The sequence below is a fragment of the Marinomonas spartinae genome (assembly GCF_900089775.1).
GTDB lineage: Bacteria > Pseudomonadota > Gammaproteobacteria > Pseudomonadales > Marinomonadaceae > Marinomonas > Marinomonas spartinae.
The window spans coordinates 107592-130519 of the sequence record NZ_FLOB01000003.1; the positions used below are offsets into that span (position 1 = coordinate 107592).

General features: G+C 44.4%; 20 protein-coding genes. 3 read left to right on the forward strand and 17 right to left on the reverse strand.

The window, feature by feature from the left end:
• Window positions 1-6 precede the first annotated feature (6 nt).
• The 5 genes from rng to MSP8886_RS08280 form a co-directional block, all read right to left on the reverse strand.
• Entirely contained in the window at window positions 7-1461 is a 1455-nt protein-coding gene (gene rng / locus MSP8886_RS08260; protein WP_067014870.1) for a ribonuclease G, read from the reverse strand.
• Window positions 1454-2089: a Maf family protein gene (locus tag MSP8886_RS08265; protein ID WP_067014873.1), complete on the reverse strand. Its 636-nt coding sequence runs from the start codon at window positions 2087-2089 to the stop codon at window positions 1454-1456. The genes rng and MSP8886_RS08265 overlap by 8 nt, the downstream gene beginning before the upstream one ends.
• Window positions 2090-2137: 48 nt before the next feature.
• Window positions 2138-2611, reverse strand: coding sequence for a rod shape-determining protein MreD (mreD, locus tag MSP8886_RS08270; protein ID WP_067014876.1), 474 nt, complete (start codon window positions 2609-2611; stop codon window positions 2138-2140).
• Window positions 2608-3396, reverse strand: a complete 789-nt coding sequence (gene mreC, locus MSP8886_RS08275; protein ID WP_245659064.1) for a rod shape-determining protein MreC — start codon at window positions 3394-3396, stop codon at window positions 2608-2610. The genes mreD and mreC overlap by 4 nt, the downstream gene beginning before the upstream one ends.
• 67 nt (window positions 3397-3463) lie before the next feature.
• Window positions 3464-4507, reverse strand: coding sequence for a rod shape-determining protein (locus tag MSP8886_RS08280; protein ID WP_067014879.1), 1044 nt, complete (start codon window positions 4505-4507; stop codon window positions 3464-3466).
• A gap of 236 nt (window positions 4508-4743) precedes the next feature.
• On the opposite strand from MSP8886_RS08280, the gene gatC reads away from it, so the two are divergent.
• The 3 genes from gatC to gatB are packed head-to-tail and all read left to right on the forward strand — an operon-like array spanning window position 4744 to window position 7952.
• A complete protein-coding gene (gene gatC / locus MSP8886_RS08285; protein ID WP_067014881.1) occupies window positions 4744-5031 on the forward strand; it encodes an Asp-tRNA(Asn)/Glu-tRNA(Gln) amidotransferase subunit GatC in 288 nt (95 codons plus the stop codon).
• A 12-nt stretch (window positions 5032-5043) separates the two neighbouring features.
• Window positions 5044-6504, forward strand: coding sequence for an Asp-tRNA(Asn)/Glu-tRNA(Gln) amidotransferase subunit GatA (gene gatA, locus MSP8886_RS08290; protein WP_067014883.1), 1461 nt, complete (start codon window positions 5044-5046; stop codon window positions 6502-6504).
• 2 nt (window positions 6505-6506) lie between these two features.
• A complete protein-coding gene (gatB, locus tag MSP8886_RS08295) occupies window positions 6507-7952 on the forward strand; it encodes an Asp-tRNA(Asn)/Glu-tRNA(Gln) amidotransferase subunit GatB (RefSeq protein WP_067014886.1) in 1446 nt (481 codons plus the stop codon).
• 152 nt (window positions 7953-8104) lie between these two features.
• Here the strand turns inward: gatB and mutT are convergent, their stop codons facing one another.
• The 12 genes from mutT to murD all read right to left on the reverse strand — a co-directional run bounded on the left by mutT (window position 8105) and on the right by murD (window position 22926).
• Entirely contained in the window at window positions 8105-8485 is a 381-nt protein-coding gene (gene mutT, locus MSP8886_RS08300; RefSeq protein WP_067014889.1) for an 8-oxo-dGTP diphosphatase MutT, read from the reverse strand.
• Entirely contained in the window at window positions 8485-9705 is a 1221-nt protein-coding gene (gene argJ, locus MSP8886_RS08305; protein ID WP_067014891.1) for a bifunctional glutamate N-acetyltransferase/amino-acid acetyltransferase ArgJ, read from the reverse strand. The genes mutT and argJ overlap by 1 nt, the downstream gene beginning before the upstream one ends.
• A 15-nt stretch (window positions 9706-9720) precedes the next feature.
• A complete protein-coding gene (gene secA / locus MSP8886_RS08310) occupies window positions 9721-12423 on the reverse strand; it encodes a preprotein translocase subunit SecA (RefSeq protein ID WP_067014893.1) in 2703 nt (900 codons plus the stop codon).
• 143 nt (window positions 12424-12566) lie between these two features.
• A complete protein-coding gene (gene lpxC, locus MSP8886_RS08315) occupies window positions 12567-13484 on the reverse strand; it encodes a UDP-3-O-acyl-N-acetylglucosamine deacetylase (RefSeq protein ID WP_067014895.1) in 918 nt (305 codons plus the stop codon).
• A 120-nt stretch (window positions 13485-13604) separates the two neighbouring features.
• A complete protein-coding gene (gene ftsZ, locus MSP8886_RS08320) occupies window positions 13605-14846 on the reverse strand; it encodes a cell division protein FtsZ (protein ID WP_067014897.1) in 1242 nt (413 codons plus the stop codon).
• A gap of 39 nt (window positions 14847-14885) precedes the next feature.
• Window positions 14886-16160, reverse strand: coding sequence for a cell division protein FtsA (gene ftsA, locus MSP8886_RS08325; protein WP_067014899.1), 1275 nt, complete (start codon window positions 16158-16160; stop codon window positions 14886-14888).
• A gap of 76 nt (window positions 16161-16236) precedes the next feature.
• Window positions 16237-16914, reverse strand: a complete 678-nt coding sequence (locus MSP8886_RS08330) for a cell division protein FtsQ/DivIB (protein WP_067014901.1) — start codon at window positions 16912-16914, stop codon at window positions 16237-16239.
• 3 nt (window positions 16915-16917) lie between these two features.
• Entirely contained in the window at window positions 16918-17871 is a 954-nt protein-coding gene (locus MSP8886_RS08335; protein ID WP_067014904.1) for a D-alanine--D-alanine ligase, read from the reverse strand.
• A gap of 4 nt (window positions 17872-17875) precedes the next feature.
• The gene (murC, locus tag MSP8886_RS08340; RefSeq protein ID WP_067014906.1) at window positions 17876-19300 is read right to left on the reverse strand and encodes a UDP-N-acetylmuramate--L-alanine ligase; all 1425 of its coding nucleotides are present in this window, start codon (window positions 19298-19300) and stop codon (window positions 17876-17878) included.
• Window positions 19297-20367 (reverse strand): undecaprenyldiphospho-muramoylpentapeptide beta-N-acetylglucosaminyltransferase, encoded by a 1071-nt coding sequence (gene murG, locus MSP8886_RS08345; protein ID WP_067014910.1) that lies wholly within the window; start codon window positions 20365-20367, stop codon window positions 19297-19299. Before murG ends, murC begins: the two co-directional genes overlap by 4 nt.
• Window positions 20360-21577: a putative lipid II flippase FtsW gene (ftsW, locus tag MSP8886_RS08350; protein WP_067014912.1), complete on the reverse strand. Its 1218-nt coding sequence runs from the start codon at window positions 21575-21577 to the stop codon at window positions 20360-20362. The genes murG and ftsW overlap by 8 nt, the downstream gene beginning before the upstream one ends.
• On the reverse strand, window positions 21574-22926 hold the full coding sequence (murD, locus tag MSP8886_RS08355) for a UDP-N-acetylmuramoyl-L-alanine--D-glutamate ligase (RefSeq protein ID WP_067014914.1): 1353 nt from the start codon (window positions 22924-22926) through the stop codon (window positions 21574-21576). The genes ftsW and murD overlap by 4 nt, the downstream gene beginning before the upstream one ends.
• Window positions 22927-22928: the final 2 nt, after the last annotated feature.

A 22928-nucleotide genomic window follows, 5' to 3' on the forward strand; every position in this document is an offset into this window, starting at 1 on the left:
CTCCGTTTATCTTAGGACGACATCATACTGATCTTGTGTATACACAGGATCAACCTGAAAACGAATGGTTTTACCAATAAATGCCTCTAATTCCGCAACACCTGCACTTTCTTCGTCAAGAAAACGATCTACCACAGAACTGGCAGCCAATACAGTATAAGTTTGAGAATCATATGCCCTATCGGCTCTTAAAATCTCTCTAAACACTTCATAACAGACAGTTTCAGGCGTTTTGACCAAACCACTACCTCGACAAGACCGACATGGCTCACATAATGTTTGACCAAGGCTTTCACGCGTGCGCTTGCGTGTCATTTCCACTAACCCCAAATCTGATACACCCGTAATTTTGGTTTTAGCGTGATCAAGATCTAGTGTTTTATCCAGCATTCGCAGCACTTGCCGCTTGTGCTCATCATCTTCCATATCGATAAAGTCAATAATGATGATGCCACCCAGATTACGCAGACGCAATTGACGACCGATCGCTGTGGCTGCTTCAAGGTTGGTTTTATATATCGTCTCTTCTAAATTTCGACTTCCAACAAATGCCCCCGTATTGACATCGATGGTTGTCATCGATTCAGTTTGCTCTACCAAAAGGTAACCGCCAGACTTCAATTGCACCTTACGATCTAGTGCCTTTTGAATCTCATCTTCCACACTGTAAAGATCAAAAATGGGACGCTCACCGGGATAATACTCAATACGATCCCTGAGTTCCGGAATAAAATCTTCCGCAAAAGAGCGCAACTTATTGTAGTTTTCACGTGAGTCAATTCGGATTTTCTCTGTCGTCAAACTCACCAAATCTCTCATGGTTCGCAAATGCAAAGGCAAATCCTCATAGATGACAGAAGGGGATCTAGCACTTTTGATACGCTTTTTAACAGATTGCCATAAGCGTGTTAAAAACTTGATATCCGATAAAATTTCTTCTTCACCTGCTCGTTCGGCTGCAGTGCGAAGAATATAGCCATTGGACTCATCCGCTTCTGTTAAGGCTGTTGACACCAGAGACTTTAGACGCTCGCGCTCAGCTTCATCTTCAATACGTTGACTGACACCTACATGAGACTGATCCGGCATATAAACAAGATAGCGAGACGGGATAGATAAATGCGTGGTCAAACGAGCACCTTTGGTACTAATAGGGTCTTTGGTTACTTGAACCACCAGAGATTGCCCTTCACGCAAATAATCACCAATTTGATCACTTGGGTTAACAGCGTCTCGATCTACCACCTCAGAAACATGGATAAAAGCCGCGCGCTCTAAACCTATATCAACGAAGGCAGCCTGCATCCCTGGTAACACACGAACCACTTTACCTTGGTATATGTTGCCGACAATTCCCTTACGGCTAGAGCGCTCTATATAGACTTCTTGAAGGACGCCATTCTCCACCAAGGCCACTCGAACCTCCATCGGAGTGACGTTAATTAATACATCTTCACTCATGAGATATCTCCTCAAGGGAATGAATCCCATACAATGCTAAAAGCTGCGACGTTTCGTAGAGAGGCAGACCCACCACTGCAGAATAGGAACCAGAAAGATGAGAAACAAATACTGCACCCAACCCTTGAATAGCATAGGCTCCAGCCTTATCTTGGGGCTCACCAGTACGCCAATATTGGGCAATTTCAACATCAGAAATAGACCTAAATGACACGTCCGTTACCACGTTCGTTAGCTGCACATGCTCACCGTCCACATCGCATAAACACAAAGACGTCATCACCTGATGAGATCGGCCAGATAATAGCCTGAGCATACGTTTAGCGTCATCAAAAGAGACTGGCTTACCTAACACCTCTTCATCAACAACCACACTTGTATCAGACGCCAAAATAACACAGCGCTCACGTTTAAAAGTGAGATTTTGATCAGAGTGAGCACCAGTTTTCTGACGATACTGTTCAGCAACTGCTTGCGCTTTTTCGAGCGCCATTCGAGTCACATAATCATGGGCAGCTTCCGCCTCATGAGGGGTTTCATCAATGTCTGCAGGACAAACAGCAAACTCCTTCACCAATGTCCCTAATAGTTCTTTCCTTCTTGGCGATGCAGAGGCCAAAACAAGCATAAACCTTTCCCAATCAAAAATTGCCCAACAACACCTTATGTTATTGATCTAACGAATTGCGTAAATACGACGTATGCTGCGCAAAACTATAAATGACCAAGGCCACAGCAGTCCTGTCACAATAGCAGGCATGAAGATCATCAATGTCGGTTTAGCGTCGCCAAAATAATGATCAATCCAAAAATCAACCAGCTGATTCACACTCACCAGCAAGCACACAAACAAACCTTGCTGCCAACGGTGATACATCCGTAGACGCTTATAAAACACTCCACAAGTATAGGCGATGATGACATAGGTTAACGAGTGCTGACCAATAATGCCGCCCTGAAGCAAGTCGACCAATAAACCTAAAAACCAAGCCAGTCCCACACCAACACGAAATGGCAAAGCTATTACCCAATATAAGATCACCAACAAAACCCATTCAGGTCGATACCAAATCAAAGACTCAGGCAGAGGCATAGCCTCCAACATTAAGGCCGCAATTAACGTCACCATGAAAACAAAGAAAGCTCTCATTTATCACGCTCCGATTTGGGTCTATCAATTAACATGACATGGCGACTACGCCCAAGCTGGGCCAATGGCACCACATCCACATCAGCATAAGGCTGCCCTGGAATATGCTTAACCTCACGCACAACACCGACAGGGTATCCTGCTGGAAAGCGTTTGCCTAAACCCGATGTCGTCAATATATCACCTTTTCTAATATCAGCAGACTGCGGCACACTCATCAATTTCATATGCTTCAAATCCCCAATACCTCGCAACACCCCTCTGAACCCAGTTCGAGCAAGCTGCACCGGTAAAAAGTGACTCGCATCAGCAATCAACAAGACACGACTGGTGTAAGCAGAGGTTTCGACGATTTGGCCGAAGACTCCAGTTGCGTCCAAAACAGGCTCACCTACATAAGCACCGGACGAAAACCCCTTGTTAATCAAAACTTTTTGACTATATGCATTTTGATCAAATCCAATCACTTCAGCCAAGACAACTTTTTCATCTACCCGTTGGGAAGCATCCAGCAACTCGCGCAACCTCACATTTTCTGCCTGTAAGGAGGCAAACTGCTGTAAACGACTACGCAACAATAACAATTCTTGGTTAAGCTTTTGATTCTCTTTCACTAAATCTTCACGACTTTGCAAGTGATCATTAGCCCAAAAGAGTATTTGCTGAGGTGTATTTACCACAACTTGAATAGGGGCAACAAGCCAAGTAAGGTAGGGTCGAATGGGGGCAAAAATAGAATAGCGGACATCGCCCACTATCATAGCAACAGATAAGATAACCAGCACAATAAAACGTGCGCTGGATATCTTGCCATTAAAATAAATCGAATTATTAATGGTGAGCTCCTACCTTTTACTCGTTTTCAGCAGTAAAAAGCTCGGCAGCGTGCTTATCCATCATTTCCAGAGCCATACCACCGCCTCTGGCAACGCAGGTTAGAGGGTCGTCAGCGATGATAACTGGAAGGCCTGTTTCTTCACTGATTAAGCGGTCAATTTCACGCAACAACGCTCCACCACCAGTCAATACAAGACCCGTTTCACCAATATCCGCCGCCAATTCTGGAGGGGATTGCTCAAGAACACCTTTGATCGCTTGCACGATTTGCGCGAGGGGTTCTTGAAGCGCATCAAGAATTTCTGTACTGCTCAATGTAAATGAGCGGGGAATACCTTCTGCCAAGTTACGGCCACGTACATCTATCTGCAACTCTTCGCCAGTGTGGTAAGCCATACCGATTTCTGTTTTGATGCGCTCAGCAGTGGCATCACCAATCAAGCTACCATATTGACGACGAACATAAGTCGTAATCGCTTCATCAAAGCGGTCACCGCCCACCCGAATGGACTCTGATGTTACAATACCATTCAATGAGATAATGGCAATTTCAGTCGTACCGCCACCGATATCAATCACCATAGAGCCAGAGGCTTCTGCAACAGGCAAGCCCGCCCCAATTGCCGCTGCCATAGGTTCCTCAATGATATAAACCTCACGGGCCCCTGCCCCCAAGGCGGATTCTTTAATCGCACGACGCTCAACTTGTGTGGATTTACACGGTACACAGACCAACACTCGTGGACTTGGTTTTAGAAAGCTATTTTCATGGACTTTAGAGATAAAATATTGAAGCATTTTTTCGGTGACATGAAAGTCGGCAATCACACCATCTTTCATTGGTCGAATTGCCGTAATATTACCAGGCGTACGACCTAACATTCGCTTGGCATCGGTACCCACTGACGCTACTGTTTTTTGATTTCCATTGTGACGAATGGCAACAACAGATGGCTCATCAAGAACGATCCCCTGCTCGCGTACATAGATAAGGGTATTAGCTGTTCCTAAGTCAATTGACAAGTCGCTTGAGAACATTCCCCTAATTTTTTTAAACATGAATTTCCACACCCTGATGAATACGATACGAATAACGTCAAAATGTAACAATCGCTTGCAAATTGGGCAAGCCGATTCAGCGCAAAATAGTAAAAAGTCTTTAGGTATTTCATTGTTTGTACAAAAAATTTTGATTTCGACGAAAAGAATCCGCTTTTTCACTCCAGTTACTTTCTAGCGTAGGCTCTAAGCGATACAATGGTAACTATTTTCGACAATTAAATATCAGGTGGAACATGTCCATAGACAAACAAGACGTGCTAAAAATTGCACACTTGGCTCGCCTCGCCCTCAATGAGGAAGATGCCGTCCAGTACCAACATTCATTGTCCAGTGTTTTATCGCTTGTAGAACAAATGCAATCGGTTAATACCGATGGTGTAGAACCGCTTTCCAATCCGCTTGAAATGACACAACGATTAAGAGAAGACGTGGTGACAGAAAGCAACCGCAGAGAAGAGTTTCTTGCCAACGCGCCGCAAACCGAAGCGGGTCTTTTCCTTGTACCGAAAGTGATCGACTAACGAGAGCAAACCATGTTCGAACAAAGCATTTCCATTTTAGCGCAAAAACTGCGCAATAAAGATTTTTCCAGCGTTGAGTTAACACGCACATTTTTAGATCGTATTGCAAAGCTTGACCCACAACTTAATAGTTATATTAGCATCAGCGAAGACCTTGCATTAAAACAAGCAAAAGCCGCCGATGAGCTACTTGCAAACGGTCAAGGTTCTAGCCTAACTGGCATCCCAGTGGCTCATAAAGACTTATTTTGTACCCAAGGCACACTAACGACTTGCGGTTCAAAAATGCTCCACAACTTCGTTCCACCCTATGAGTCCACCGTGACGCAACGCATCAAAGAAGCGGGTGCCGTCATGTTAGGCAAGACAAACATGGACGAATTCGCCATGGGCTCTTCTAACGAAAACAGCTTTTACGGAGCCGTTAAAAATCCTTGGAATCTAGACACGGTTCCAGGTGGTTCATCTGGCGGCTCTGCTGCCGTTGTTGCCGCTGGCCTTGCTGTTGCAGCCACAGGTACAGACACAGGCGGCTCTATCCGCCAACCCGCTTCTTTTTGTGGTATTACAGGCCTTAAGCCAACTTATGGCCGTGTTTCTCGCTTTGGCATGATTGCTTTCGCCTCCAGCCTAGACCAAGGCGGCCCAATGGCAAAAAGCGCCGAAGATTGTGCCCATTTACTACAAACCATGGCTGGCTTCGATGAAAAGGATTCTACCTCCTCGGAAACAGAGACGGAAGATTACTTAACCAACCTAAACACACCATTAACGGGCTTAAAAATAGGCCTTCCAAAAGAATACTTTGGAGATGGCTTGGACTCGCAAGTGGCTGAGACCATCATGACGGCAGTAAAGGAATTCGAAAAGCTGGGCGCAACAGTGAAAGAGATCTCACTTCCAAACCTGCAACTAAGCATTCCATCTTACTACGTCATTGCACCATCTGAGGCCTCTTCTAATTTGTCGCGTTTTGACGGCGTACGCTTTGGGCATCGCTGCGAAGACCCAAAAGACTTGCTTGATATGTATATGCGCACTCGCGCAGAAGGGTTTGGAGGCGAAGTCCAAAAACGTATTATGGTAGGCACTTATGCCCTATCAGAAGGCTACTACGACGCCTACTACTTGAAAGCACAAAAAATTCGCCGCCTTATCAAAAACGACTTTGTTGCTGCCCTGTCTGAAGTCGACGTTATTATGGGACCAGTTGCACCAACCACTGCCTTTGCCATTGGCAGCAAAACAGATGATCCTGTGGCCATGTACCTAGAAGACATCTACACCTTATCGGTTAACCTTGCTGGCATTCCAGCAATGTCTATTCCAGCAGGCTTTGTCGGCGACATGCCTGTTGGCCTGCAAATCATGGGCAACTACTTTGCCGAAGCCAAACTATTAAATGTTGCCCATCAATTCCAGCAACACACAGATTGGCACCTACAAACTCCAACAATGGCAAAAGGAGCATAAGCATGAATTGGGAAGTTGTTATCGGCCTAGAGATTCATACCCAGCTCTCTACCAAATCAAAATTATTTTCTGGTGCCGCCGTTGGTTTTGGCGCAGAGCCAAACACGCAAACTACATTAGTAGATTTAGGCATGCCCGGCGCATTACCCGTGCTAAACAAAGAAGCGCTACGCATGGCGGTTATGTTTGGTCACGCCATTAATGCAGAAATTGGCATGCACTCAGTTTTTGCCCGTAAAAACTATTTCTATCCTGACCTACCAAAAGGCTACCAAACCAGCCAGATGGACCACCCTATCGTAGGAAAAGGTTATCTTGATGTAATGCTTGATGATGGCTCTACGTCACGCATTGGCATCACCCGAGCGCACCTTGAAGAAGATGCGGGCAAATCACTGCACGAAGACTTCCAAGGCATGACTGGTATCGACCTAAACCGCTCCAGCACCCCTCTACTAGAAATCGTCTCAGAACCCGACATTCGCTCTGCCAAAGAAGCCGTTGCCTATGTTAAAATGATTCACTCTATCGTGACCTACTTAGGCATTTGTGACGGTAACATGGCAGAAGGCTCCATGCGTTGTGACATCAACTTGTCATTACGACCAAAAGGCCAAGAAGAGTACGGCACCCGAACTGAAATCAAAAACGTCAACTCGTTCCGCTTTATCGAAAAAGCTATCTATACAGAGATTGAGCGTCAAGCCGACATTCTTGAAGACGGCGGCCGAATCATTCAAGAAACGCGCCTGTATGATCCAGATAAAAACGAAACACGCAGCATGCGCTCCAAAGAAGACGCAAATGATTACCGCTATTTCCCCTGCCCAGACCTTCTACCAATTGAACTGACTCAGGAATACGTGGATCAAATCAAAGCCAATCTTCCAGAGCTACCGAATCAAAAAGCAGCTCGCTTTCAGGAAGAATACAAACTGAGCGAATACGATGCTGGCGTCTTATCCGCTTCACGCGCGATGGCAGATTACTTTGAGCAAGCCAATGAGTCAGTAAAGGATGCTAAACTGACTGCCAACTGGGTAATGGGTGAACTAAGCAAGCTACTTAACCAAGAGCAACTTGAAATAACACAATCTCCAGTTAATGCCAAAGCATTTGGTGAGCTACTCAGCCGGGTACAAGACAACACTATCAATGGCAAAACCGCCAAAGACGTTTTGCAAGCCATGTGGAATGATGAAGGCTCTGCGGATGAGATCATTGAGGCCAAAGGCCTGAAACAAGTCACAGATACCGGCGCCATTGAAGCCATGATTCAGGAAATTCTGGACGCTAATGCCACTCAAGTTGAGCAGTACCGTTCCGCCGATCCAGACAAACAGAAAAAAATGATTGGTTTTTTTGTTGGGCAAGTCATGAAAGCCTCTCAAGGCAAGGCCAACCCAGGAATTGTTAACCCAATTCTGGCCAAGATGCTAAAAGGCTAAAATAAACCTCATCATAAAAAGCGACTTTTTTTCATTTCGAACTAAAGGTCGCTTTTTTTTGCAACACCAATCTGACCAAGCCTGTCATCAGACAAATAAAAAGGCACCATAAGAATTTATGATGCCTTTTTAAACATGTGATGTACCACTTGTTATTTAAGCAAGCTCTCGACAATAACCCGATTCGCTTCAGGGAAAGCATAATTCACCAAATCCCCCAAAGGAACCCAGCACACCTCTTGTCCTTCTCGCCCATGTGGCTCACCGCTAAACTTCGTCACAGTGAAAAATACCAATTCAACCTGCTTATCACCATAATCGTGCGCAACAGTTTGAAAGTGTGAAGCCTCAAGCACTTCAACACCACACTCTTCATTCAATTCTCTAGCAAGAGCAGAAAGGGAAACTTCACCTTCTTCACATTTACCACCCGGAAACTCCCACAAACCACCTTGATGTTTATCAGAAGAGCGCAAGGCAATGAATACCTGACCCTCACGCAAAATAATGCCTGCCGCCACCCGAACCAACATTAGGTACGATACTCCGCATTAATGGTCACGTATTCATGGGAAAAATCCGTTGTCCAAACCGTATCGGATGCCTCTCCAGCCCCTAGATCAATCACGATATGGATCTCTTCAGGGGACATCGCCTCTTGACCATGTTCTTCTATATAGCCAGGCGAACGACCACCATCGCGAACAATTTCAAACCCATTGATGTGCAGTTGAACTTTATCAACATCCAACTCTTCAACACCCGAACGACCAACCACAGCCAAAATGCGCCCCCAGTTAGGATCAGAAGCAAATAAAGCCGTTTTTACCAGAGGAGAATGCGCCACTTCAAACGCCGTTTTCGTCGCATCAGACAGCTTAGCAGCACCAACCACCTCTACAGTTACAAACTTCGTTGCCCCTTCTCCATCACGCACAATGGCGTGCGCCAACTCTTGCATGACCTCAGTGAAGGCCGACACAAAAGCTTTAGCAAGTGGAGAATCCACAGATGTAATCAACTCGTTTCCTGCCTTACCGGTCGCCACAGCAATACAAGAATCATTAGTAGACGTATCACCATCAATGGTAATTCGATTAAAGCTCTTGTTAACCACTTCTTTTAAAACAGCGTGAAGGACAGATTTTTCAATAGCAATATCACTAAAAACGTAACCCAGCATGGTCGCCATATTGGGACGAATCATACCCGCCCCTTTCGAGATACCACCAACCGTAAAAGTCTGGCCTTCAAACTCGAAAGTACGAAAAGAGCCTTTTGGCAAGGTATCTGTCGTCATAATACCCACACCAGCAGATTGCCAGTCGTCAGCCGAAAGATCATCCAATGCCGACGGAATGGCTGCAACAATTTTATCAACTGGCAGAGGCTCACCAATGACTCCCGTTGAAAACGGCAATATAGCCTCAACAGGAACACCCGCTTGATCAGCAAGAACTCGACACGTTTCTAAAGCATTCATCACACCAGATTTACCCGTTCCCGCATTAGCATTACCTGTATTGATTAACAAATAACGCGCATCCGTTAGAGCCAAATGTTTCTGACACAAACGAACTGGTGCAGCGCAAAACACGTTTTGGGTGAAAACGCCCACAACAGAGGCCCCCTCACACAGCTCAAAAACCACAACATCTTTTTTATTTGGTCTTTTTATACCTGCTTCGGCAACACCAATTTTTACCCCATCAATTTCAGGAATATTCGGGAACGCTTTCAATCCAACTGCCATTTAGCTTTTCCTTATTTAAACCAGACGACCGTGACACTGTTTATATTTTTTACCAGAACCACATGGACAAGGCTCATTACGACCTACTTTAGGGTAGTCCTGAGCACTAGAACGGCCATCATCTAGAGACGACATCTCTTCGTGATTCATACTTAAATGCGTTTTTGCCTCTAAAGCTCGACGCTCTTCTTCTATTTTCTCTACCTCTTCAGGAGTCTGAACCTGAACACGAGAAACGATCTGAATGACTTCATACTTAATCTGCTCCATCAACCCTTGGAACAACTCAAACGCTTCACGCTTATACTCTTGTTTAGGGTTCTTCTGAGCATAACCCCGCAAATGAATCCCCTGACGCAACATATCCATTGTCTGCAAATGCTCTTTCCACAAAGTATCAAGAACTTGCAACAACACTTGCTTTTCAAAGGATCTTAGTGGCTCACCACCAACAATGCTTTCTTTACTCTCATAATCGACAACAAAGGCATCCAGAATTTTCTGACGTAGAGGCTCTTCGAAAAGCTTACTATCCTCTTCCACCCATTTAACAACAGGTATCTCCAAACCAAATTCATTACGAATTTTCTCTTCAAGCCCTGTTAGATCCCATTGATCATAGACACTTTGAGGCGGAATAAATTCATCAATCAGGCTGGCAACAACGTCTTCACGCATCGCAGTAATTGCTTCGGAGAGATCCTCCGAAACCATCATATCAAAACGCTGACGGTAAATAACCTGACGCTGATCGTTAGCCACATCATCATACTCTAGCAACTGCTTACGAATGTCGAAGTTGCGACCTTCTACTTTGCGCTGTGCTTTTTCAATGGCATTCGAGACCATCTTATGCTCGATTGCTTCACCTTTCTCCATCCCCAGCGCGACCATCATTTTCTTGATGCGATCAGACATAAAAATACGCATTAGACTGTCTTCAAGCGACAAATAGAAGCGTGATGACCCTACATCTCCCTGACGACCAGCACGACCACGCAGCTGGTTATCAATACGACGTGATTCGTGACGTTCTGTCCCTATAATGTGCAAACCGCCCGCTGCCAATACAGCCTCATGACGCTCTTTCCATTGCTCTTTGAGCGCATCGATTTCTTCTTGAGAAGCCTTCTCTCCAAGTTGCTCAATTTCAACCTGAACATTCCCGCCGAGCACAATATCCGTACCACGACCCGCCATATTAGTCGCAATGGTCACAGCACCAGGACGGCCAGCCTCAGCAATAATTTGGGCTTCACGCTCGTGCTGTTTGGCATTCAATACATTATGTTGAATCTTTTGTTTATTAAGGTAGTCAGATAACAGTTCAGAATATTCGATAGAAGCAGTACCTACTAGAACAGGCCTTCCACGCTCTACATTATCAACAATATCAGTCACAATAGCTTCAAACTTGTCTTGAGTTGACATATAGATCAAATCATTAAAATCTTTACGCTGCACTGGACGATTAGTCGGAATAACAACAACTGGTAATTCATAAATCTGTTGAAATTCAAAGGCTTCTGTATCTGCCGTTCCAGTCATACCAGACAGTTTTTCATATAAGCGAAAGTAGTTCTGAAAGGTTGTGGATGCCAAGGTTTGACTTTCTGCTTGAATGGTCACCCCTTCTTTTGCTTCAACAGCCTGATGGATACCTTCTGACCAACGTCGTCCCTGCATAGTACGACCAGTATGCTCATCAACGATCACTACTTCATCGCCTTGAACGACGTAGTCAATATTCTTATGGAAAATAACATGCGCTTTTAGACAAGCGTGAACATGATGCAATAACGAAAGGTTACTGGCAGAATACAGACTCTCCCCTTCATTCAGCATCCCTTGTTCTACCAACCAAGTCTCCACAAAGTGGTGACCTTCTTCTGTCAACTCAATACTTTTCTGGGACTCATCAAAAATATAATGACCCACAATATCCTCAGGGGACTCACCTTCAGTCACTTCATGACGAGACAATAAAGGCGGCAAGTAATTAATTTTACGGTACTGCTCAGAACTGTCTTCAACAGACCCAGAAATGATCAACGGCGTACGCGCCTCATCAATCAAGATGGAGTCAACTTCATCCACCACCGCAAAATTTAAATCTCGCTGCACGCGATCTTCGAAGCGGAATACCATATTGTCGCGAAGATAATCAAAACCGAACTCGTTATTGGTACCATAGGTGATATCACACAAGTAAGCCGCGCGTTTTTCTTCTTTATCTTGTCCTGAGAAAACTACGCCCACACTCATATCTAGGTATTCATAAAGAGGTCGCATCCAATTGGCATCACGCTTCGCCAAGTAATCGTTGACTGTGACGACATGAACCCCTTTAGAGGAAATCGCATTTAGATAGACTGCTAATGTCGCAACGAGGGTTTTACCTTCCCCTGTACGCATCTCCGCTATCTTCCCTTCATGCAACACCATACCGCCAATAAGCTGCACATCAAAGTGCCTCATCCCCATAATTCGCTTACTGGCTTCCCTTACCACTGCAAATGCTTCAGGCAATATGGAATCTAAAGATTTCCCACTGCTAACCCGCTCTCTAAATTCATTCGTCTTACTTGATAAATCACTGTCTGACAGGTTAGTAAAAGATTCTTCAAATTTATTAATTTGTGTAACTATTTTTTTAAATCGCTTAACTTCTCGGTCATTCTTTGTACCGATGACTTTCTTAATTACGCTTCCTAACATCTTGAATACATCGCAGCCAATTAGTAATGAAAAGATTCTATCACTTTAATGTGGGACAAAACATGAATTATCAATGACCTAAGCACAAAAAAGCCAGACAAAGTGTCTGGCTTTTTTGTGTAGGAGGAGAATTTGCTTAAATTTTAAGCACCCACCAAAGCGGGATCAACAAAAGAGATAGGATTCTCTTGTGTTTCATTTTCAAAGACAACGTATTCCCATGCCTCTTGATTCTCAAGAAGAGCAATCAATAATTTATTATTTAGTGCATGACCAGATTTAAAGGCCTTATACTCACCAATCAAGCTATGACCTAGCAAATACAAGTCGCCAATCGCATCAAGCACCTTGTGACGAACCAACTCGTCACGATAACGTAAACCCTCATCGTTCAATACACGGTAGTCATCTAATACGATGGCATTCTCCATGTTAGCACCACGAGCAAGGTTATTGTTTTTGAAGTATTCAAGATCCTTCATGAAACCAAAGGTGCGCGCACGGCTGATTTCCTTAACAAACGTCGTTGCTGAGAAATCAAAAGAAGTATGCTGAACATCCTCACCAATCGCTGGGTGCTGAAAGTCAATAGTAAATGACAAACGAAAACCTGAATACGGCTCCAAAGTGGCGTATTTATCACCCTCTTCAACACGGATAGGTTTCTTAATGCGAATAAACTTCTTCGGAGCACTCTGCGCTTCCAATCCGGCAGATTGCAACAAAAACACAAAAGGGCTCGCACTACCGTCCATCAATGGAATTTCACTCGCACTGACTTCAACGTAGGCATTATCTACACCTAACCCTGCCATTGCAGAAAGTAGATGTTCTACGGTACTAATCGTCACATCACCCTTACATAGAGCAGTAGCGAAGTTTGTTGAGCCGACTGCTCGTGCATCGCCATGAATTTCGACCGCAGGCTCTAAGTCTGTGCGAACAAAAACGATGCCTGTATTCACAGGAGCAGGTTTTAATGTCAAATACACCTTCTCACCAGAGTGGAGTCCCACCCCTGTAGCTCGAATAATGTTTTTTAATGTGTGTTGACGTACCATTAGATTCCTACACTTTAATGACAAGATATATTTCAATTGAGAAATAATATCAATATCGTAATTTTTATACAATTCACCGCTTCAATATTGCTTCTTTTTTTCGCAAATTAAACAAATTAATTAATCAGCTTGTCGACGCAAAAAAGCGGGAATGTCCAAATACGATAATTTATCGCTACTCGAAGAAGACGAAGAGCCATTCAATTCTCCCTTATCCACTTCCGAGCTTTTCTCAACCCCATCATCCTTCTTAACAGCAGAAGGCGTTAATACTGGCTTAGGTGCAGCGGCTGGTTGAGCAGAAATTTTCTCTTCAACCACCGATTCAACCTTTACCGTTTCTGGCTGAGAAACAACCGAATCACCTACTGCGCTTTGTACTTCTTCAGCGCTAATCCGACCCTCTAAGCCAGTCGCAACAACTGTTACTCGCATTTCATCACCAACACTTGGATCAATTGCACAGCCAATAACAACCGTTGCATCCTCAGATGCATATTCTTCAATAATGCCACCAACCTCGGTGAACTCTGATAAACCAACTTCCTCGTTGGCCGTAATGTTAACTAGTACACCACGCGCACCACGCAAGTTAATATCTTCTAAAAGCGGGTTGTGAATAGCCGCTTCCGCCGCCACTCTCGCTCTATCATCGCCTGACGCAGATCCTGTCCCCATCATAGCCATACCCATTTCAGACATCACCGTCCTAACATCAGCAAAGTCGACGTTGATCAAACCTGGGCGCATAATAAGGTCAGTAATACCTTGCACAGCGTTAAACAAAACATTGTTCGCTTCACCAAAGGCCTTAAGTAGAGAAATGTTTTTACCTAATACTGGCAACAATCTCTCATTTGGCACTGTAATTAATGAATCGACATTATCTCGTAATTCTTTAACACCTTCTTCCGCTACTTTTGCACGACGCTTACCTTCAAATGGAAATGGCTTAGTCACCACTGCCACAGTTAATATGCCTAATTCACGTGCAACCTTAGCGATAACAGGCGCGGCTCCAGTCCCAGTACCACCACCCATTCCTGCGGTGATAAATACCATATCGGCACCTGTTAGCAATTGTGTAATTTTTTCTTGATCTTCTAACGCAGAGTCTCTACCAACAGAAGGATTCGCACCTGCTCCTAACCCTTTTGTTATCGTTGAGCCTAATTGCAGAGACACTCCGGTATCAAAACCAATCAAAGCCTTAGAGTCGGTATTGGCACAGATAAACTCTACCCCTTCCAATTGACTCTCAAGCATGTGACGAACAGCGTTACCGCCGCCGCCGCCAACACCGACAACCTTAATAACAGCGTTATCGGATAAATTATCATCGGCTAAATCAAAGACGTTCATGGGCTTATCGCTCCTTTATTAATTCAATACCCTTATTGACTACATATAACTCTGAAACCAGTGCTTTAAATTGTGCCATACCTTCGTTGGACTGAAGGAAGACCTAGCTTCTTTTTTTGCTGTCAATACTGATAAATCACGTTTATTTTGCGTCTTAGACATAGTCTGCGCAGATGGCTCAGTCATTTCGGCCTCTTTGCTTCCATAAGCCAATAATCCAACACTCGTTGAATATATAGGGTTATCGACAATGTCTGACATTCCTTTAATACAATCTGGCACGGAAAGACGAACTGGCATGTCAAATACCTTCTCAGCCAATTCAGCAGCCCCTTCCATAAGAGACGTACCACCAGTAATTACAATGCCTGCAGGAATTCTCTCTGCATAACCACTGCGTCTTAGCTCATCTTGAACCAAGCTATAAATTTCTTCATATCTTGCTTCAACTACTTCGGCAAGCGCATCGCGAGAAATCGTTCTAGGTTGACGATCTCCCACACTTGGAACCTGAATAGCCTGATCACCACTTGCCATAGACGACATAGCGCAAGCATATTTTATCTTAATTTCTTCAGCATGTTGCGTTGGCGTTCTTAATGCCATGGAAATATCATTGGTCACCTGATCTCCAGCAACAGGCACAACCGCCGTATGGTGTAATGCACCATCTAACCAGACAGCAATATCTGATGTACCCGCTCCGATGTCGACCAAGCAAACACCAAGCTCCTTTTCATCTTCACTTAATGAAGAATCGCTAGAAGCCAATTGCGACAGAATCACACCATCCACACCAAGACCACAACGTTTAATGCATTTTTCAACGTTCATCACCGCATTCGCTGCACCAGAAATCATATGCACATTGGCTTCTAAGCGAACACCAGACATCCCCAAAGGATCTTTAATCCCTTCCTGAGAGTCGATGTGATATTCTTGGGGCAGAATGTGCAACACACGCTGATCAGAGGAAATTGGCACAGCCTGTGCTGCATCGATTACTCGATCGATATCTTCCTGCTGAACTTCGCCATTTTTTACTGCCACAATACCATGGGAGTTCAAACTACGAACATGACTACCCGCAACACTCACATACACTGAGTGAATGTTACATCCTGCCATTAACTCTGCTTCTTCAACGGCACGCTGGATAGATTGAACAGTCGATTCTATGTTTATAACTACACCGCGCTTCATCCCCTTCGCGCTGTGAGAGCCAATACCGACAATTTCCAAACTACCGTCAGCCAGAACTTCCCCGACTAAACAAATAACTTTTGATGTGCCTACATCTAAACCGACTATCATTTAACCTTCCCAGCACTTAACGCTGTTATAACCATCTCCATCCATTGCTCAAAATAGCAACAAATAGGCCAAGTTTTCATTGTTTTTTCCAAGCAACCGCTACACCATGAGGATATCTTGCATCCACAGAACTAATCTGATCTATTCTACCCGATAAATCGGTTTTATACACCGCTATAAAACGTTGTAATCTCTCTAAAATATCCTCACGGCCCAATTTTACCTTAATTCCATTTTTAAAAACGATTACCCACGCTCCTCGCGGCTTTAATTGCAAACTATCAATACGCAATGAGGTTAAAGATAATACCTGACTAATCAAACCAAACTGTTTTAATACCACATCACTCGAATCTTCCGGCCCTAATAATTTAGGAAGCGGCAAATTAGGGATGCTTTTAGGCGATATAATCACCGCCCCTGTGGTAATGACTTGCCCATCGTTCCAGTATGCTAGCGGCTCATGTTCGTGCACAACCACCTGCAAGGTATTTGGCCAAACTTTACGAACCTCTACGCTTTGCACCCATTGCGGTGACAAAGCCACCGCTTTTATCTGCGAAATAGAAGTGGTTAGCAAGCTTTTACCCAGCAAACTAGTGTAATCTTTTTGTAATTGATCACGAGAGCTATATTTGAGCTGCCCTTTAATCTCAATAGCATGAATAGCAAACCAACTTTCCGGCGATTCTTTACCCTGAAAAACGGCTATCACAATCAATAAAATAGCACCAATAAGCGCAGCTATTCTCATCCTTTAATCACACCCATGTTGCAACCAAGCATTTTGTGCAATTTTTTCAACCAATGAGGCATAATCCAAACCAACATACGCTGCTGCCATAGGCACTAAACTATGGGAAGTCATACCTGGCGAAGTATTTACTTCCAACACCCAAAATTTTCCCGCTTTATCACGCATCACATCAACACGCCCCCAACCTCGACAACCAAGAGACTGATAAGCTTCTAACGCTAGGTTTTGCAATTCATGTTCATCGTCTTCACTTAAGCCACATGGCAATAAATACTCTGTATCATCAGCAATATACTTAGCTTCATAATCATACAACTCATGGCTTGCTGAGGCTTTGAGCCCAATAGCGGGATAGGCTACGTCATCAATAACACTTACCGTAAACTCAGGGCCCTCAACAAACTCTTCAATTAAAATATCAGAATCGAATTCGAGCGCGTTCTGCAAAGCCACTTCCAGTTGCTGGCGATTATTGGCTTTATTAATACCGAAAGTCGAACCTTCTCTCGATGGTTTAATAATCATAGGGTAGGATAACTCGCTCTCTATGACAGCAACATCGGCTTCATACTCGAACGATAGATACATCGGCGTCGCTAGCCCAATTCCCTGCCAAAAGCGTTTCGTCATGACTTTATCCATCGCCAACCCGCATGCCAAAGGCGAACTTCCCGTGTAAGGTTTACCGAGCATATCTAGTAAAGCCTGTATATGGCCATCTTCGCCTTCACCACCATGCAATGCAATAAATGCCATATCGAAATGTGTTTCTTGTAACTGCTTTATAGGATCAAGTAATCCTTCTGGGCCGTAAAGATCGAGTGTTACTACCCGATAGCCTTTTTCTTGCAATCCATTCGCCACAAGCGGTCCACTTTGTAAAGACACCTCACGCTCTGCAGAACGTCCGCCATAAATGACAGCGATGGTCGCTTCTTCCAGTAATATAGACATAGAGCTAAATTCCACTATTCGCTAATGCTTTTGAGATCAAACCGATATCTCCCGCCCCTTGGGTAATCATCAAGTCCCCATTCTTAAGTACATTAGACAATATCGAGCGTAGATCAGATGCATTAGCCACATGAATAGGATCGACGGTACCTCGCTGACGAATACTGCCACACAAAGAGCGACTATCAGCCCCATTAATAGGCGTCTCACCTGCTGGGTACACATCCAACAACAGAAGGACATCCACTTGTGACAAAACTCTCACAAAATCTTCGTACAGATCACGGGTCCTTGAAAAACGGTGTGGCTGGTACACCATCACCAATCGCTTCTCAGGCCAACCTGCTCGAATTGCCTTAATTGTCGCTTCCACCTCACTTGGATGGTGACCATAATCATCTACAAACATCACCTGCGAGCCATCTTCTAGTTCCAACGGTGTCTGCTCTTGGAAACGGCGACCTACTCCCTCAAAGCCCATCAATCCAGATTGAATAGCCGCAGGATCTACACCAAGATCAGAAGCTACCGCAATGGTTGCCAACGCATTAAGAACATTATGACGCCCTGGCATTGGCAAACGTATTTTGAGTGGTTGCTCTTGATCAGGACAATGCGCCAAAAACTCACAATAGCGACCTGTTTGCATGATATCGGTCGCATAGAAATCGGCCTCAACATCGATACCATAAGTCAAAACTGGACGACTCAGCGAGGGCAATATTTCCCTAACATTCACATCGTCAACACATACCACAGCCAAACCATAGAAAGGCAAATTGTGTACAAACTCGACAAAGGTTTGTTTTACCTTTTCAAAATCACCTTGGTAAGTATCCATGTGGTCTTCGTCGATATTAGTAATAATCACCGTTTGAGGCTGCAAATGCAGAAACGATGCATCGCTTTCATCCGCTTCCGCTACTAAGTAGGCACTGCTACCTAACTGGGCATTTGCGCCCGCGCTCGTTAAACGGCCACCAATGACAAATGTGGGGGCCTCACCTGTCGCCGCCAGAACAGACGCCATTAAACTGGTCGTGGTTGTTTTTCCATGAGTTCCGGCAATGGCAATACCATGACGGTAACGCATTAATTCCGCCAACATCTCGGCCCGACGAACGATAGGAATACGATGCTCTTTCCCCCACTGAATTTCAGGGTTTTGAAGATTAATAGCGGTCGATACGACAATCACATGCGCATCATGGACATTACTCTCTTGATGACCAAGATAAATGGTAATACCTAACTCAGCTAAACGATCGGTAACCGCAGACGACTTTAAGTCAGATCCTGACACCTGATACCCTTGATTATGTAACACTTCTGCAATGCCACACATCCCGACACCACCAATACCGACAAAATGAATATTTTGAATGCGTCGCATTGTGGGGATATCGTACTGAAACTTGTTTCCTATCATTTTATTAACCTTAAACAATTTGCAACTACATCATGAGTCGCATTAGGATGGGCAACTTGTTGTGCCTGCTCTCCCATTTCTACTAATATGGATTCGTTCTCTAGCAAAGGAGCCAATAGCTCAATCACCTTGTCACTTGTTAACTCAGGTTGCGGCAACAAAAACGCCGCCCCCACACGCTCTAAATGGCGCGCATTTTCTGTCTGATGATCGTCAATGGCATAAGGATACGGCACTAAAATAGAAGGCAGTCCAGCTACCGCTAGCTCACTTACCGTCATGGCCCCCGCACGACATAGTACAATGTCGGCCCAATAATAGGCTTGATTCATGTTATCCAGATAAGCTTCTACACGCGCTGAAACATTCGCCTTTTTATACAGCCCTAGAACATCATCAAAGTTTCGTTTTCCAGTCTGATGCCACACATCTAGGCGCTGAGAAAAGGGCCATTTTGATAACACCTCAGGCATAATATCGTTAATGGCTTTTGCCCCTAAACTCCCCCCAACAACCAAAAGCTTTAATGGACGAACCTTTGTATCACGTGGGGCACGAATATCTTGCTTCAAAATATCAGCGCGCACAGGATTACCGACGAGAATCCCCTTTGGCAACGCCCTATCAAACGCCTGCAAACTAACATTAGCAACTTTAGCAAGCAACTTATTCGTGGTTCCCGCTATGGCATTCTGTTCATGAATTACCAAAGGGATTCCCAATAATTTTGCGGCCACCCCACCAGGTCCAGCGACAAAACCGCCCATCCCTAAAACAACGGAGGGTTTCTCTTTTTGTAAAAAAGCAAATGCTTGGCCAATTGCATGCAAAACCCGAAAAGGCGCCGCCAATAGCCCAAATATTCCTTTCCCCCTCACACCTTTAATGGAAACGGTATAAATCGTAATATCATGCTGAGGAACTAGGCTTTCTTCCATGCCGCCTTTAGAGCCTAACCAAAAAACCTCAAAGCCTTTTTCTTTAAATTGTTGCGCACAAGCCAGTGCAGGATATATATGCCCACCGGTACCACCAGCCATAATGACAACGCGCTTAATATCAGTCATTACTCGTCTCAATATTGGTTAATTTGTTTTGTTTTGGGGTTGGTTTATCTTTTTCTACCTGAGCAGACTCTATACGTTTATTTTCAATATCCACCCGCGCAATAACAAACAAACTGGCCAAGGTAATAATTAAACTACTGCCACCATAACTTATTAAAGGCAGTGTTAAACCTTTCGTTGGTAAAAAGCCGGTATTCACCCCAATATTAATAATCACTTGAGCCAAAATCAGGATAGAAAAACCAAAACAGACATAACCAGCAAATGGACGCGATAGAGCCATCGCTTTATTACCTATTTTGAAGGCACGACTTACCATTACGCCAAATAGCAAAATCAAAACAATGCCACCAAGTAGTCCCGTCTCTTCTACCCAAATAGAAAAAACAAAGTCAGTATGTGCCTCAGGTAAATAGGACAGTTTCTGCACGCTATTCCCCAAACCAAGACCAAACCACTCACCTCGACCATAAGCAATTAATGCTTGGCTTAATTGGTAACCTTCATTAAATGGATCAGCCCACGGGTCAATAAAATTCATTAAACGCTTCATACGATAGCTTTCTGATATGGCCACCACCCCAAGCATCAAAACAGCACCCGCCAACAACAGAAGAAACTGATAAAGCGGCGCCCCTCCAAGAAACAGCAAAGCCATTACGGTACCCAAAAGCACCACAGAAGCGCCAAAGTCGGGTTCAAACAATAGGAAAAGCAGGAAAATACTACATAGGCATAAAGGCAGGAAAAAGCCTACCCAACCGCTTCGCACTCGCTCAGCCCGACGCACAAGATAACCGGACACATACACAACCATACAAACCTTTGCGACTTCAGAGGCCTGTAAATTAAACACCACCAAATTAATCCAGCGACGACTACCGTTTACTGTTTTACCTATCCCTGGCAGCAACACCATAATTAGCAACGCCAGAGAGATAGCCATGAGCAGTATGCCCCACTTTTGCAACTGTTCAGTTGGAAGCGACAACATCACCCACCCCAGAGCGACTCCCATTCCTAAATACAAAATCTGGCGCCACATGAAAAAGGTATAATCGTTATGCTGATCCACTGATATAGAAATAGAGGCACTGGATACCATCACAATTCCCAGCGCCAACAAAGACACAACAGAAGCAATAAAAATAGAATCTACTTGGCTAAACTCACGCCAAGAGACGCGGTCAAAAAAGCGCAGCCAATTCATAACGCGGTAACCAAGCGAGCAAAATGCTCACCACGAACTTCATAGTTTTTGTACATATCCAAACTCGCACAGGCAGGTGAAAGCAACACAATATCGCCCTCTTGCGCTTCCTGCTGAACCATCTCAATAATCTCATCCAACGTGTTAAAAAAAGCATATTCAGACGTGTCTGGTAAGGCATTGGCAATAATATGCGCATCCTTACCGAATAAATATGTTTTACGAACAAACTCAGCGACTGGTCTCGCCAAAGGGGAAAAGTCAGCCCCTTTGCCTTCTCCTCCAGCAATCAGCAAAATATTTTTTTGTGAGGCTTGTCCCAAACCTTGTAGCGCCGCTAACGTCGCCCCGACATTTGTCCCTTTAGAATCATTAATATAAGTAACACCTTGATGCACTCTGACATTTTCACAGCGATGAGTTAGGCCTCGAAAGGTTCTTAATGCCTCTGCGATTCTTTCATCCTGAACATCAAGCCCTAATAGCTCAATCATGGCGAGAGCGGCTAAAACATTGGCATGATTATGAGAGCCTTGTAGAGCAATATTGGAAGTGTGATATAGACGCTGAACCCCTCGGCAAAGCCAAGCCCCATTATCATCGTCGGCCAACATGCCATACTCATTTAAATCTGGGCTTTTAGTGGTGAATGCACGCACAGGTACCCCTTCAGGCAACAATGGCGCTGTCAGAATATCCTGCTTATTACAAACCGCCGACTTGCATCCGCGATAAACTCGTTGCTTAGCTCTTTGATATTCATACAAATCCTCATAGCGATCCATATGATCTTCTGACACATTCAGAATACAAGCTAAATCGGCCTTTAATGCTACCGTGGTTTCAAGCTGAAAACTCGACAACTCAAGTACATAAAAATCGACACCTGCACTTAGCAAATCCAAAGCAGGTACACCAAGATTGCCACCTGCAATGGCCTTTTTGCCACAGGCCTCCAACAGAAAAGCAACCAGTGTCGTCACCGTGCTTTTTGCATTTGACCCAGTAATAGCTATATAAGGCGCATTGGCGTAATCACAAAACAGATCAATATCACCACGCATAGCCACCCCTTTTTTCGCCAGCGCAGCCAATTCAGTGGTCTTTAATGATATACCTGGGCTTACATACAGCTCCGTCACAGGCAATGTCTCAAGCACAGACAAACCACCAGTAAAAATTCGTTCAGCAGGACATAATAACTTAGCTTGCTCTAACCCTGGTGGATTCTCTCGCGAATCCACTATGTAAAAATCGATGTTTTGGCTCGCTAAAAAACGTACACAAGACAGCCCTGTCGCCCCTAAACCAACGACCGCTCTAATTCGATCCGATCCAATTAACGACATAT